Origin of the sequence: Aeromonas sp. FDAARGOS 1415 (assembly GCF_019048365.1) — a bacterium.
Lineage (GTDB): Bacteria > Pseudomonadota > Gammaproteobacteria > Enterobacterales > Aeromonadaceae > Aeromonas > Aeromonas taiwanensis.
The window spans coordinates 1,365,001-1,377,929 of sequence record NZ_CP077363.1; the positions used below are offsets into that span (position 1 = coordinate 1,365,001).

General features: G+C 61.6%; 11 protein-coding genes, 1 tRNA gene and 2 rRNA genes (1 of these 14 running past the window's edge). All 14 read left to right on the top strand.

Translation table 11 applies throughout. The features are described from left to right. Window positions 1-1,600 (top strand): 23S ribosomal RNA (locus tag I6L45_RS06535) (it extends 1,289 nt beyond the left edge of the window). Between the two features lie 84 nt (window positions 1,601-1,684). Next, a 5S ribosomal RNA gene (gene rrf, locus I6L45_RS06540) occupies window positions 1,685-1,799 on the top strand. Window positions 1,800-1,846: 47 nt separating this feature from the next. After that, window positions 1,847-1,922: transfer RNA gene (locus tag I6L45_RS06545), tRNA-Thr, on the top strand. Window positions 1,923-2,276: 354 nt separating this feature from the next. Then, window positions 2,277-3,542, top strand: coding sequence for a cytosine deaminase (locus I6L45_RS06550; protein WP_216983752.1), 1,266 nt, complete (start codon window positions 2,277-2,279; stop codon window positions 3,540-3,542). Window positions 3,543-3,631: 89 nt separating this feature from the next. Continuing rightward, window positions 3,632-4,009: a fluoride efflux transporter CrcB gene (crcB, locus tag I6L45_RS06555; RefSeq protein WP_043763901.1), complete on the top strand. Its 378-nt coding sequence runs from the start codon at window positions 3,632-3,634 to the stop codon at window positions 4,007-4,009. Window positions 4,010-4,194: 185 nt separating this feature from the next. Beyond that, window positions 4,195-4,947 (top strand): bifunctional demethylmenaquinone methyltransferase/2-methoxy-6-polyprenyl-1,4-benzoquinol methylase UbiE, encoded by a 753-nt coding sequence (ubiE, locus tag I6L45_RS06560; protein WP_043763902.1) that lies wholly within the window; start codon window positions 4,195-4,197, stop codon window positions 4,945-4,947. 8 nt (window positions 4,948-4,955) lie between these two features. Beyond that, a complete protein-coding gene (locus I6L45_RS06565; protein ID WP_216983753.1) occupies window positions 4,956-5,564 on the top strand; it encodes an SCP2 domain-containing protein in 609 nt (202 codons plus the stop codon). Then, on the top strand, window positions 5,564-7,204 hold the full coding sequence (gene ubiB / locus I6L45_RS06570; protein ID WP_216983754.1) for a ubiquinone biosynthesis regulatory protein kinase UbiB: 1,641 nt from the start codon (window positions 5,564-5,566) through the stop codon (window positions 7,202-7,204). The genes I6L45_RS06565 and ubiB overlap by 1 nt, the downstream gene beginning before the upstream one ends. Window positions 7,205-7,244: 40 nt before the next feature. Further along, on the top strand, window positions 7,245-7,493 hold the full coding sequence (gene tatA / locus I6L45_RS06575; RefSeq protein WP_210549808.1) for a Sec-independent protein translocase subunit TatA: 249 nt from the start codon (window positions 7,245-7,247) through the stop codon (window positions 7,491-7,493). A gap of 3 nt (window positions 7,494-7,496) precedes the next feature. After that, the gene (gene tatB, locus I6L45_RS06580; protein WP_216983755.1) at window positions 7,497-7,943 is read left to right on the top strand and encodes a Sec-independent protein translocase protein TatB; all 447 of its coding nucleotides are present in this window, start codon (window positions 7,497-7,499) and stop codon (window positions 7,941-7,943) included. Next, window positions 7,940-8,695: a twin-arginine translocase subunit TatC gene (gene tatC, locus I6L45_RS06585; protein ID WP_043763907.1), complete on the top strand. Its 756-nt coding sequence runs from the start codon at window positions 7,940-7,942 to the stop codon at window positions 8,693-8,695. Before tatB ends, tatC begins: the two co-directional genes overlap by 4 nt. 111 nt (window positions 8,696-8,806) lie before the next feature. Then, window positions 8,807-9,592: a TatD family hydrolase gene (locus tag I6L45_RS06590; protein ID WP_216983756.1), complete on the top strand. Its 786-nt coding sequence runs from the start codon at window positions 8,807-8,809 to the stop codon at window positions 9,590-9,592. A 3-nt stretch (window positions 9,593-9,595) separates the two neighbouring features. Beyond that, window positions 9,596-10,615, top strand: coding sequence for a porphobilinogen synthase (hemB, locus tag I6L45_RS06595; RefSeq protein ID WP_216983757.1), 1,020 nt, complete (start codon window positions 9,596-9,598; stop codon window positions 10,613-10,615). Window positions 10,616-10,834: 219 nt separating this feature from the next. Next, window positions 10,835-12,877, top strand: coding sequence for an oligopeptidase A (gene prlC / locus I6L45_RS06600; protein WP_216983758.1), 2,043 nt, complete (start codon window positions 10,835-10,837; stop codon window positions 12,875-12,877). Window positions 12,878-12,929 lie beyond the last annotated feature (52 nt).

Below are 12,929 nucleotides of genomic sequence, written 5' to 3' on the forward strand. Positions count from 1 at the left end.
ACCAAGGGTTCCTGTCCAACGTTAATCGGGGCAGGGTGAGTCGACCCCTAAGGTGAGGCCGAAAGGCGTAATCGATGGGAAGCAGGTTAATATTCCTGCACGACTTGTAATTGCGATGGGGGGACGGAGAAGGCTAGGTGGGCCAGGCGACGGTTGTCCTGGTGAAAGTGCGTAGGTGGTGTTTCTAGGCAAATCCGGAGACACAACACTGAGACACGAGACGAACGCACTACGGTGCGGAAGCCATTGATGCCCTGCTTCCAGGAAAAGCCTCTAAGCTTCAGATTACAAGTCATCGTACCCCAAACCGACACAGGTGGTCGGGTAGAGAATACCAAGGCGCTTGAGAGAACTCGGGTGAAGGAACTAGGCAAAATAGTACCGTAACTTCGGGAGAAGGTACGCTCTTGTTGGTGAAGTCCCTTGCGGATGGAGCTGACGGGAGTCGCAGTGACCAGATGGCTGGGACTGTTTATCAAAAACACAGCACTCTGCAAACACGAAAGTGGACGTATAGGGTGTGACACCTGCCCGGTGCCGGAAGGTTAATTGATGGGGTTAGCGCAAGCGAAGCTCTTGATCGAAGCCCCGGTAAACGGCGGCCGTAACTATAACGGTCCTAAGGTAGCGAAATTCCTTGTCGGGTAAGTTCCGACCTGCACGAATGGTGTAACCATGGCCATGCTGTCTCCACCCGAGACTCAGTGAAATCGAATTCGCCGTGAAGATGCGGTGTACCCGCGGCTAGACGGAAAGACCCCGTGAACCTTTACTACAGCTTGGCACTGAACATTGAACCTACATGTGTAGGATAGGTGGGAGGCTTTGAAGGCGTGACGCCAGTTGCGCTGGAGCCGTCCTTGAAATACCACCCTTGTATGTTTGATGTTCTAACGCAGGGCCCTGAATCGGGCTCGCGGACAGTGCCTGGTGGGTAGTTTGACTGGGGCGGTCTCCTCCCAAAGAGTAACGGAGGAGCACGAAGGTTGGCTAATCCTGGTCGGACATCAGGAGGTTAGTGCAATGGCATAAGCCAGCTTAACTGCGAGACGGACAGGTCGAGCAGGTACGAAAGTAGGTCATAGTGATCCGGTGGTTCTGAATGGAAGGGCCATCGCTCAACGGATAAAAGGTACTCCGGGGATAACAGGCTGATACCGCCCAAGAGTTCATATCGACGGCGGTGTTTGGCACCTCGATGTCGGCTCATCACATCCTGGGGCTGAAGTCGGTCCCAAGGGTATGGCTGTTCGCCATTTAAAGTGGTACGCGAGCTGGGTTCAGAACGTCGTGAGACAGTTCGGTCCCTATCTGCCGTGGGCGTTGGATGATTGAAGGGAGTTGCTCCTAGTACGAGAGGACCGGAGTGAACGAACCTCTGGTGTTCGGGTTGTCACGCCAGTGGCACTGCCCGGTAGCTAAGTTCGGAATCGATAACCGCTGAAAGCATCTAAGCGGGAAGCGAGCCCTGAGATGAGTCATCCCTGACCCCTTGAGGGTCCTAAAGGGCCGTTGGAGACCACAACGTTGATAGGTGGGGTGTGTAAGCGCGGCGACGTGTTGAGCTAACCCATACTAATTACCCGTGAGGCTTAACCATACAACACCCAAGAAGTGTTCGAAGACTTGTAGCAGATACCGAGAACGAATAACTAAATCAGCTTTTTCAGATTGAAGATTTTTGCCTGGCGGCAATAGCGCAGTGGAACCACCTGACCCCATGCCGAACTCAGAAGTGAAACGCTGTAGCGCCGATGGTAGTGTGGCATTCGCCATGCGAGAGTAGGACACTGCCAGGCACCCATTTCAAGATTGCGCACTGAGCGTGGTCTTTACCGGTTAGTGTGCTGATATGGCTCAGTCGGTAGAGCGCATCCTTGGTAAGGATGAGGTCCCCAGTTCGATTCTGGGTATCAGCACCATTAAAAAGAAAGCCTCCCTATCGGGAGGCTTTTTTGTTTCTGTCTTTCTCCCCTTCATCTCGCCGATATCTGTCTGACATCCAGGTAGAAATGGGCCTGCCTTGCAGCCTCGATCTGGATGGCTGCGACCAGGCGCTTATCGTGTTTATATTCACAGTGACTCTCTATGGCGTTCAGAGCCAGCTTTCTGATGGACTTTCCAGATAGTTGTGAAACAAGCCCGCGCTGCCGATCTGGGTCAATCCTGGCTTCATCCCTACTGAAGCCCTTTATGGTGAACCCTTCTCTATTGAATTGATCCGAGCTAAGTTGTGGATTGGCAAAGGCTATCTGTCTCTTCAAGGGGAAAGGAACATGCTGATAAAGAATGTGCGTCTGGCTGACAGGGAGGGGATGTGGCAGATCCTCTGCCAGGATGGCCTGATCCGGACCATGGCACCCATGAGCCAGATGCTCCTCTCGACCCGGGAGCTGGATGGGGAAGGGGGGCTGGCGGTGGCGCCCTTTATCGAGCCTCACATTCACCTGGATACCACCCAGACGGCGGGTGAGCCGAGCTGGAACCTCTCCGGTACCCTGTTCGAAGGAATAGAACGCTGGGCCGAGCGCAAGGCGCTCCTTACCCACGAGGATGTGAAGCAGCGCGCTATCCAGACCCTCAAATGGCAGATCGCCAACGGCATCCAGTTCGTGCGTACCCATGTCGACGTCTCCGATCCCAACCTGGTGGCGTTGAAGGCCATGGTAGAGGTGCGGGAGGAGATGAAGGAGTGGGTGGAGCTGCAGATCGTCGCCTTCCCGCAGGAGGGGATCCTCTCCTATCCCAACGGCAAGGCACTGCTGGAGGAGGCGCTCAAGCTCGGAGCCGACGTGATCGGCGCCATTCCCCATTTCGAGTTTACCCGGGAATATGGGGTAGAAAGTCTGCATTACGTCTTCGATCTTGCAGAAAAATACGGGGTTCTTGTCGATGTGCACTGCGATGAAATCGATGATGAGCAGTCCCGCTTTATCGAGACGCTGGCGGCCCTGGCCTACGAGCGTGGCATCGGCCAGCGGGTGACCGCCAGCCACACCACGGCCATGCACTCCTACAACGGTGCCTATGCCTCCCGCCTGTTTCGGCTTCTCAGGATGGCGGATATCAACTTTGTCGCCAATCCGCTGGTGAACATCCACCTGCAGGGGCGTTTCGATACCTATCCCAAGCGCCGGGGCATCACCCGGGTGAAGGAGATGCTGGAGGCGAACATCAACGTCTGTTTCGGCCACGACGACGTGTTCGACCCCTGGTACCCCATGGGCACGGGCAACATGCTGCAGGTATTGCACATGGGGCTGCATGTCTGCCAGATCATGGGCTACGAGCAGATCAATGACAGCCTCAAACTCATCGGGGCGCACAGCGCCCGCACCCTGAATGTGCAGGATCGCTATGGCATCGAGACTGGCAAGCCCGCCAACCTGTTGATCCTGCCAGCGGACAATGGCTTCGATGCGGTGCGCCGCCAGGTGCCGGTTCGCTACTCTATCCGCCATGGCAAGGTGATCGCCGAAACTCGCCCCGCCGAGACGTCCCTGCATCTGGCACAGAGTGAACCAGTCGATTTTCGTCGCTGATCCGCCTCAAACTCGCCGATTAATTGCCGGCTGTCCCTGTCAGCCGGCATTTTGCATAATAAGGACCTGATACCTTTGGAGCCTGTTCCATGCAAACCTGGTTATTTGTCGCGGTCGGTGGCGCCTTCGGTGCCTGCCTTCGCTTTGGGATCGCCGAATTGATGGCCTTGCTGCTGGGGCGCCACTTCCCCTATGGCACTCTGGTGGTCAACGTCGTGGGCTCCTTCATCATGGGGATAGCCTATGCGCTCATCACCCATGCCCAGGTGGTGGAACACCCGATGAAGCCGCTGCTGATGGTCGGTATTCTGGGGGCGCTGACCACTTTCTCCTCCTTCGCCCTGGATACAGTAGTGCTGGCCCAGCAGGGGGCCTATCTCAAGGCGCTGCTCAACGTGGGGCTCAATCTGTTCCTCTGTCTGGCCATGGTCGTGCTGGGGATTCAGCTGGTCGTGAGCCGGCTGTGAGGCGCCATCTCCTCTCAGGTGCCAAATGAGATAGCGACAATGGGCAGCTGAGATTCAGCTCCCCACCCCGTTGTCCCGGCCCTTGCCACCCTTGTACGACAGGCACTAAACAGGTTCTGAGGTGTCCGGATGCTGGCTGCTCTGGTAAACTGGCGGCCATTCTTTGCTCTATGGGTATTTGAGGGATGTCGGAACAGACTAGTACTACGCATTTTGGCTATAAAACCGTGGCGGCGACCGAGAAGGAAACTCTGGTGGCTGGCGTCTTCCATTCGGTGGCGGCCAAGTATGATCTGATGAACGATCTGATGTCGTTCGGCATTCACCGCCTGTGGAAGCGTTTCACCATCGACTGCTCCGGGGTCCGCAAGGGCCAGAAGGTGCTGGATCTGGCCGGTGGCACCGGGGATCTGACCGCCAAGTTCTCCCGCATCGTCGGCGAGACTGGCCAGGTGGTGCTGGCAGACATCAACGACTCCATGCTCAAGGTGGGTCGCGACAAGCTGCGCAACCTGGGGGTAGCCAACAACGTCTCCTACGTGCAGGCCAACGCCGAGGCGCTCCCCTTCCCGGACAACCACTTCGACGTCATCACCATCGGCTTCGGTCTGCGCAACGTCACCGACAAGGACAAGGCGCTCGCCTCCATGTTCCGGGTGCTCAAGCCGGGCGGTCGCCTGCTGGTGCTGGAGTTCTCCAAGCCGGAGAGCGAGGTGATCGCCAAGCTTTACGATCTCTACTCCTTCAAACTGCTGCCGAAAATGGGCGAAATTGTCGCAAACGACAGTGAAAGCTACCAATACCTGGCAGAGTCGATCCGCATGCACCCGGATCAGCAGACCCTGGCTGGCATGATGGAGAAGGTCGGGTTCGAGCAGGTGGAGTTCTACAACCTGACCCAGGGCGTGGTCGCCCTGCACCGCGGTTACAAGTTTTAAGGTCGCCTATGCCGATGGATGCCATGGTCACCGCGGTGATCGAAACCAGCCTCAACCAGTTGCTGACCCTCGACAAGCAGAGCCCTGAGCGGCTGCGCAAGCTGGCGGGCAAGGTGCTCAAGCTGGAGCTGCGCGAGCTCAAGCCGCTTTGGTTTGTCTTCTCCGACCGCCGGCTGGATGTGCTGGCCTGCTATGAAGGGGAGGCCGATGCGGTGCTCAGCCTCTCCCTGACCGCCCTCGGTCTGCTCAAAGAGCCCTCCGCCCTGACCCGCTACATCCGCGAGGAGAAGCTGGATCTGAGCGGCGATCCCCAGCTGGTGCAGGCGTTCAGCGCGCTGTTGGGTGAGCTCGACATCGACTGGGAGGAGGAGCTGTCCCGCTATACCGGCGACGTGCTGGCCCACACCCTGTGCAGCGGAGCCCGTCAGGCGCGTCGCCTGGTGGGACGCGAGCTGTGCCGCAGTCAGCGGCAGCTGGCGGAGTACCTGACCGAGGAGGCCAGGCTGGCCCCCGGCCCCCTGGAGGTGGCGAGCTTCAACGACGACGTCGAGGTGCTGGCCCAACAGCTCAAGGCCGTCGAACTGCGTCTGGCCCGCCTCGAGCAACAGGTGAGCTGATGACCCCGAAGGAGTTCAAACGCCTCTATCGCATCGTCAGCATCCTGCTGGAGCAGGGCATCGACGAGCTGGTGCCCGCCCGTTACCAGCCCTGGCCCGGCCGGCTGGCCCGCCGCAGCCTGTTCTGGCTCAAGAACAAGCAGCAAGGCATGAGCCGCGGTGCCCGCATTCGCCTCGCCTTCGAGGCCCTCGGCCCCATCTTCATCAAGTTCGGCCAGATGCTCTCGACCCGGCGCGATCTGCTGCCGCCGGACATCGCCGAGGAGCTGGCGCTGCTGCAGGACAGGGTGCCTCCCTTCTGTGGGCAGGCCGCCCGCCGCCAGATCGAGGCGAGCCTGGGTTGTACCATCGAGACCCTGTTCGACGACTTCGACGAGACGCCGCTGGCGTCCGCCTCCATCGCCCAGGTGCACACCGCTCGCCTGAAAGAGAACGGCCGCGAGATCGTCATCAAGGTGATCCGCCCCGACATCGAGCCCGTCATCGAGGCCGATCTGCGCCTGATGCAGGCGCTGGCCCGTCTGGTGGCCCGCTTCGTGCCCCAGAGCGCCAGGCTGCGCCCGGTCGAGGTGGTGGAAGAGTACCGCAAGACCATACTCGACGAGCTCAACCTGATGCGGGAGGCGGCCAACGCCATCCAGCTGCGTCGCAACTTCACCGGCTCCGAGGCGCTCTATGTGCCCGAGGTGTATACGGATCACTGCCGTGAGCAGGTGCTGGTGATGGAGCGCATCTACGGCATTCCCGTCTCCGACATCGCGGCGCTGGAGGCCAACGGCACCAACATGAAGCTGCTGGCCGAGCGCGGGGTGGAGGTCTTCTTCACCCAGGTGTTCCGCGACAGCTTCTTCCACGCCGACATGCACCCGGGCAACATCTTCGTCTCTTACGAGCACCCCGAGAATCCGCTCTGGATCGGCATCGACTGCGGCATCGTCGGTACCCTGAACCGGGAAGACAAGCGCTACCTGGCGGAGAACTTCCTCGCCTTCTTCAACCGTGACTACCAGCGGGTCGCCCAGCTGCACGTGGAGTCCGGCTGGGTGCCGCCCGATACCAAGGTGGACGAGTTCGAGTTTGCCATCCGCACCGTGCTGGAGCCCATCTTCGAGAAGCCGCTCTCCGAGATCTCGTTCGGCCACGTGCTGCTCAACCTGTTCAACACCGCTCGTCGCTTCAACATGCAGGTGCAGCCGCAGCTGGTGCTGCTGCAGAAGACCCTGCTCTACGTGGAAGGGCTGGGTCGTCAGCTCTATCCCCAGCTGGACCTGTGGCAGACCGCCAAGCCCTATCTGGAAAACTGGATGCACGAGCAGGTCGGTCCCAAGGCGGTGTGGAATGCCATCAAGGAGAAGGCCCCCTTCTGGGCGGAGAAGCTGCCGGAGCTGCCTGAGCTGGTCTACGAGACCCTGCGCCAGGCCCGACATCAGCAGCACCATTTCGACCAGATGTTCGCCGATTTTCGCCGGCACAGTCGTCGCCAGGGGGAGGCGCGCTACCTCTTAGGGGTTGGAGCCAGCCTGCTATTGGCGGGTGTATTCTTGCTGGCCCAGAAACAACACATTGAGTGGGGACAAATCAGCCTCGCCGGCGCCGGGTTATGCTGGCTGCTGGGTTGGCTGCGAACCCGTTCTCATTAAACACAGTGCGCCTGCGGGCGCCAATCCTGGAGAGAAAGTCATGGGTGGTATCAGTATTTGGCAGTTGTTGATCATCGCAGTCATCGTCGTGCTGTTGTTCGGGACCAAGAAGCTGCGCGGCATCGGCGGCGATCTGGGTGCGGCGGTCAAGGGGTTCAAGAAGGCGCTCTCCGATGAGCCGGCCGACACCAAGCCCGAGCAGAAGGACGCCGAGTTTCCGACCAAGCAGTTGAACGAGACGGCCAACAGCGCCGACACCGCCAAGCAGAAAGACAAAGATCAGGCCTAAGCCATGTTCGACATCGGTTTTTGGGAGCTGATCGTCATCGGTGTCGTCGCCCTGGTGGTGCTGGGGCCCGAGCGGTTGCCGGTGGCGATCCGGACCGCCAGTCACTGGATCAGGCTGATCCGCAGTACCGCCAACTCGGTGAAGTCCGAGCTGGAACAGGAGCTCAAGTTGCAAGAGCTGCACAACGATCTGAAGAAGGCCGAAAAGCTGCAGATGAACAACCTGAGCCCCGAGCTGCAGGAGTCCATCGAGCAGCTGAAGGCGGCTGCCCAGTCGGTGAACCGCCCATACGAACAGCAGAACACCATCCGCCCCGCCCCGGCCGTGGCCGAGGTGAAGGAGGCGTCGGTGCCGCAAGCTGCCGCTGTGGCCGATCCCGAGCAGGCTGCCCCCGTGGATGAGGTGCGCAGCACCGAGCCAGATGCCAGGCAAGGGGAGGCGAAGCCATGAGTCAGGCCGAGCAACCCCTCATCAGCCACCTGGTGGAGCTGAGAACACGCCTGTTGCGTTCCGTTGGCGCCATCCTGCTGGTGTTCGTCGCGCTGATCTACTTCTCCAACGACATCTACGACTTCATCGCACAGCCGCTGCTCAGCCAGCTGCCGGAAGGCACCAGCATGATAGCGACGGATGTGGCGACCCCCTTCATCACGCCCATCAAGCTGACCCTGGTGGTTTCCTTCTTCGTCGCGATCCCCTATCTGCTCTATCAGGCCTGGGCCTTCATCGCCCCCGGTCTGTACCAGCACGAGCGACGCCTCATCATGCCGCTGGTCGCCTCCAGCGCCGTGCTCTTCTATGCGGGGATGGCGTTTGCCTACTACGTGGTGTTCCCGCTGGTGTTCGGCTTCTTCACCAGTACTGCCCCCGCCGGGGTGACGGTGGCGACCGACATTGCCAGCTATCTGGACTTCGTGCTGACCCTGTTCTTCGCGTTCGGGGTGGCGTTCGAGATCCCGGTCGCCACCATACTGCTGTGCTGGACCGGGGTGACCACCCCCAAGAGCCTGAAGGAGAAGCGCCCCTACGTCATCGTCGGGGTCTTCGTGGTCGGCATGCTGCTGACGCCGCCGGATGTGTTCTCCCAGACCCTGTTGGCGATCCCCATGTGGGCGCTCTGGGAACTGGGGCTCTTCTTCGCCCGCTTCTACGTGAAGAAAGAAGACGAGCAGGAGCAGGAACAATCGGAAGAGGGGAGCTGAGGCTCCCTTCCTCTTTTCATGCCTCCGTTCGAGGCGTATGGTAAGGCCCCATCGAGTAGATGGTTTTCAAATGCCTGATATGTCTTCCTTTTGTTCGGACCCGCTGACCCCATGATCGACATAGGTGTGAACCTGACCAGCAGCCAGTTTGCTGACGAGCAAGCCGAGCTGGTGACCCGCGCCCGCGCCGCCGGCGTGGAGGCCCTGATCCTGACCGGCACCGATCTGGCCGGCAGCCAGGCCAGCGCGGAGCTGGCCACCCAGTGGCCGGGCTACTGTTTCTCCACCGCCGGAGTGCACCCCCACGATGCCAGGAGCGTCGACGCGGCGACCCTGCCCGCCCTGCGCGAGCTGGCGGCGCTGCCCCAGGTGGTGGCCATCGGCGAGTGTGGCCTGGACTACAACCGCGACTTCTCCCCCCGTCCTGTGCAGGACGCGGTGTTTGATGCCCAGCTGGCGCTGGCTGCCGAGCTCGGGATGCCGGTGTTTCTCCATTGCCGTGATGCCCATGAAAGGTTCGTCGAGATCCTGCGCCCCTGGCTTCCCAGGTTGCCCGGAGCCGTGCTGCACTGCTTCACCGGCTCCGACGCCGAGCTCGACGAGTGCCTGGCGCTGGGGCTGCACATCGGGGTGACCGGCTGGCTCTGTGACGAGCGGCGCGGCCAGCTGCTGCGCGAGCAGGTGGCCCGCATTCCGGCCGGTCGCCTGATGATAGAGACGGACGCCCCCTACCTGGTGCCGCGGGATCTGAAGCCCAGGCCCAAACGCAACGAACCCGCTTTCTTGCCGCACATCGCCCAGGTGGTGGCGGCCTGCCGTGGTGAAGCGCCCGAGGCCTTGCTGGCCCATACCCGGGCCACCTCCGCCGCATTCTTCCAACTTCCGCTTTTGGAGTGATTCATGGCCACAACTCTTCCGGGGGCCTTCCCGGGTCGCCGTCTGCGCCGGGTGCGCAAACATGATTTCAGCCGTCGTCTGGTGCGCGAGAGCGTACTGACTGTCGACGATCTCATCTATCCCGTCTTCGTGCTGGAGGGAGAGGGTCAGCGGGAAGCCGTCGCCTCCATGCCGGGGGTGGATCGCCTCTCCATCGACCTGCTGCTCGAAGAGGCCGCCGAACTGGTCGCCCTGGGCGTACCGGCGGTGGCCCTGTTCCCGGTGACGCCTCTGGAGAGAAAGAGCCTGATGGCGGAGGAAGCCTACAACCCGGATGCCCTGGCCCAGCGGGCAACCCGCGCCCTCAAGGCCCGCTTCCCGGAGCTCGGGGTCATCACGGACGTGGCGCTCGACCCCTTCACCACCCACGGTCAGGACGGCATCATTGACGATGAAGGCTATGTGATGAACGACATCACCACCGAGATCCTGGTGAAGCAGGCGCTCTCCCATGCCGCCGCCGGTGCCGACATAGTCGCACCGTCCGACATGATGGACGGCCGTATCGGTGCCATCCGTGCGGCCCTGGAGGAGAACGGCTTCGTCAACGTCCAGATCATGGCCTACTCCGCCAAGTACGCTTCCCACTACTACGGCCCGTTCCGCGATGCGGTGGGCTCCGCCGGCAACCTCGGCAAGAGCAACAAGGCCACCTATCAGATGGATCCGGCCAACGGCAACGAGGCCCTGCACGAGGTGGCGCTGGACATCGCCGAAGGGGCCGACAGCGTCATGGTCAAGCCGGGCATGCCTTATCTCGACATCATCCGCCGGGTGAAGGATCAGTTCGGTGTGCCGACCTTCGCCTACCAGGTGAGCGGCGAGTACGCCATGCACATGGCGGCGATCCAGAACGGCTGGCTGAAGGAGAAGGAGTGCGTCCTGGAGTCCCTGCTCTGCTTCAAGCGGGCCGGTGCCGACGGCATCCTCACCTACTTCGCCAAGCGCGTGGCCCAGTGGCTGAAGGAGGACGCCCAGCGCTGAGGCGGTGGCGTCATCCTGCTGACAATGCCGGCCCCGGGCCGGCATTGTCGTCTCTGGCGGGCGGGCCGCTCGTTTTGTGAGCAACTCATCCCAAAAAGTGGGCAACATGCCCGTCTATTGGCTGCAAAGGCTTGATAAATGGGGTTTCTGCCTACATCTTAGATGGTCCAAGCAAGCTTCTGGACGGCAGGGGCTGCAGAGCATTTAGAGGTACCGCAGATGACTAACCCTTTGCTGACAATGGACTCGCTGCCTCCCTTCAGCCAGATCCAGCCCGATCAGGTGCAACCTGCCGTGACGCAGGCCATCGCCGATTGCAAACAGAAGATTGAGGATGTGCTGGCCCAGAAGGAGCCCCATACCTGGGACAGCCTGATCGCGCCGCTGGAGGAGGTCAACGACCGCCTGTCGCGGATCTGGTCCCCCGTCAGCCACCTCAACGCCGTGCAGAACAGCGAGGCGCTGCGCGCGGCTCATGACGCCTGCCTGCCGCTGCTCTCCGAATTCCAGACCTATGTCGGCCAGCACGAGGGGCTTTACCAGGCCTATCTGGCGCTGTTCGAGAGCGACGACTTCCCGCGCCTGGACGATGCCCAGCGCAAGGAGATCCAGAACACCCTACGTGACTTCCGCCTCTCCGGCATCGGTCTGCCCGCCGAGGCGCAGCAGCGCTACGGCGAAATTCAGGCCCGCCTCTCCGAGCTCGCCTCCCGCTTCAGCAACAACGTGCTGGACGCGACCCAGGGCTGGAGCAAGCTGGTGACTGACGAGGCCGAGCTGGCAGGTCTGCCGGAGAGTGCGCAAGCCGCCGCCCGTCAGATGGCCGAGCTCAAGGGCAAGGAGGGGTGGCTGTTCACCATGGACATCCCCTCCTACCTGCCGGTGATGATGTACGCCGACAATCGCGCCCTGCGGGCCGAGCTGTACGAGGCCTTCACCACCCGCGCCTCCGATCAGGGGCCGAATGCCGGCAAGTGGGATAACTCCGCCATCATGACCGAGCTGCTCGCCCTGCGCCGCGAGCTGGCCCGGTTGCTGGGCTTTGCCAACTACGCCGAGCTGTCGCTGGCCACCAAGATGGCGGACAAGCCTGAGCAGGTGGTGAACTTCCTCACGGATCTGGCGGCCAAATCCCTGCCGCAAGGCAAGGCGGAGCTCGACGAGATCCGCGCCTTCGCCGCCGAGCAACACGGCCAGAGCGAACTGGCCGCCTGGGATCTCTCCTATTACGCCGAGAAGCTCAAGCAGCACAAATTCTCCATCTCCGACGAGCAGCTGCGCCCCTACTTCCCCGCCGGCCGGGTGGTGAAAGGACTGTTCGAGGTGGTCAAGCGGGTGTTCGGCATGAAGGTGCGCGAGCGCCTCGGCATCGACACCTGGCACCCGGACGTACGCTTCTACGATATCTTCGACGCCGATGACGAGCTGCGTGGCAGCTTCTACCTCGATCTCTATGCCCGCGAGCACAAGCAGGGCGGCGCCTGGATGGATGTCTGCCTCGGCCGTCGCTACCGTCAGGACGGGTCGCTGCAAAAGCCGGTGGCCTACCTGACCTGCAACTTCAATGGCCCGGTGGATGGCAAGCCGGCCCTGTTCACCCACAACGAAGTGGTCACCCTGTTCCACGAGTTCGGCCACGGCATTCACCACATGCTGACCCGGATCGACGTGGCCGGCGTGGCCGGTATCAACGGCGTGGCCTGGGATGCGGTGGAGCTGCCGAGCCAGTTCCTGGAGAACTGGTGCTGGGAGTCCGAGGCGCTGGCCTTTATCTCCGGCCATCACGAGACCGGGGAGCCGCTGCCTGCGGATCTGCTGGAGAAGATGATGACGGCCCGCAACTTCCAGGCGGCGATGCAGATGCTGCGCCAACTGGAGTTCGCCCTGTTCGACTTCCGCCTGCACCAGGAGTTTGACCCGGCCAACCCGGACCAGATCCCGGCGTTGCTGAGCGAGGTGCGCAGCCAGGTGGCGGTGATGACGCCCCCGGCGTTCAACCGTTTCCAGCACAGCTTCTCCCACATCTTCGCTGGGGGCTATGCGGCGGGCTACTACAGCTACAAGTGGGCCGAGGTGCTCTCCGCCGATGCCTTCTCCCGCTTCGAGGAGGAGGGGATCTTCAATCCGGAGACCGGTCACGCCTTCCTGAAGCACATTCTGGAGAAGGGCGGCTCCAGGGAGCCCATGGAGCTGTTCCGCGCCTTCCGTGGTCGCGAGCCCCAGGTGGATGCCCTGTTGCGCCACAGCGGCATCGCGGCATGACGGGCTTCCCGCGGGTGCCTGGCCGGTTGATGACCAGGGGGCCGCGGGGATC

Bases quoted from the DNA above. Each gene is read 5' to 3' on its own strand.
- I6L45_RS06550 (WP_216983752.1), top strand. From the start codon at position 2,277: ATGCTGATAAAGAATGTGCGTCTGGCTGACAGGGAGGGGATGTGGCAG.
- crcB (WP_043763901.1), top strand. From the start codon at position 3,632: ATGCAAACCTGGTTATTTGTCGCGGTCGGTGGCGCCTTCGGTGCCTGC.
- I6L45_RS06590 (WP_216983756.1), top strand. From the start codon at position 8,807: ATGATCGACATAGGTGTGAACCTGACCAGCAGCCAGTTTGCTGACGAG.
- tatA (WP_210549808.1), top strand. From the start codon at position 7,245: ATGGGTGGTATCAGTATTTGGCAGTTGTTGATCATCGCAGTCATCGTC.
- tatB (WP_216983755.1), top strand. From the start codon at position 7,497: ATGTTCGACATCGGTTTTTGGGAGCTGATCGTCATCGGTGTCGTCGCC.
- prlC (WP_216983758.1), top strand. From the start codon at position 10,835: ATGACTAACCCTTTGCTGACAATGGACTCGCTGCCTCCCTTCAGCCAG.
- ubiE (WP_043763902.1), top strand. From the start codon at position 4,195: ATGTCGGAACAGACTAGTACTACGCATTTTGGCTATAAAACCGTGGCG.
- I6L45_RS06565 (WP_216983753.1), top strand. From the start codon at position 4,956: ATGCCGATGGATGCCATGGTCACCGCGGTGATCGAAACCAGCCTCAAC.
- tatC (WP_043763907.1), top strand. From the start codon at position 7,940: ATGAGTCAGGCCGAGCAACCCCTCATCAGCCACCTGGTGGAGCTGAGA.
- hemB (WP_216983757.1), top strand. From the start codon at position 9,596: ATGGCCACAACTCTTCCGGGGGCCTTCCCGGGTCGCCGTCTGCGCCGG.
- ubiB (WP_216983754.1), top strand. From the start codon at position 5,564: ATGACCCCGAAGGAGTTCAAACGCCTCTATCGCATCGTCAGCATCCTG.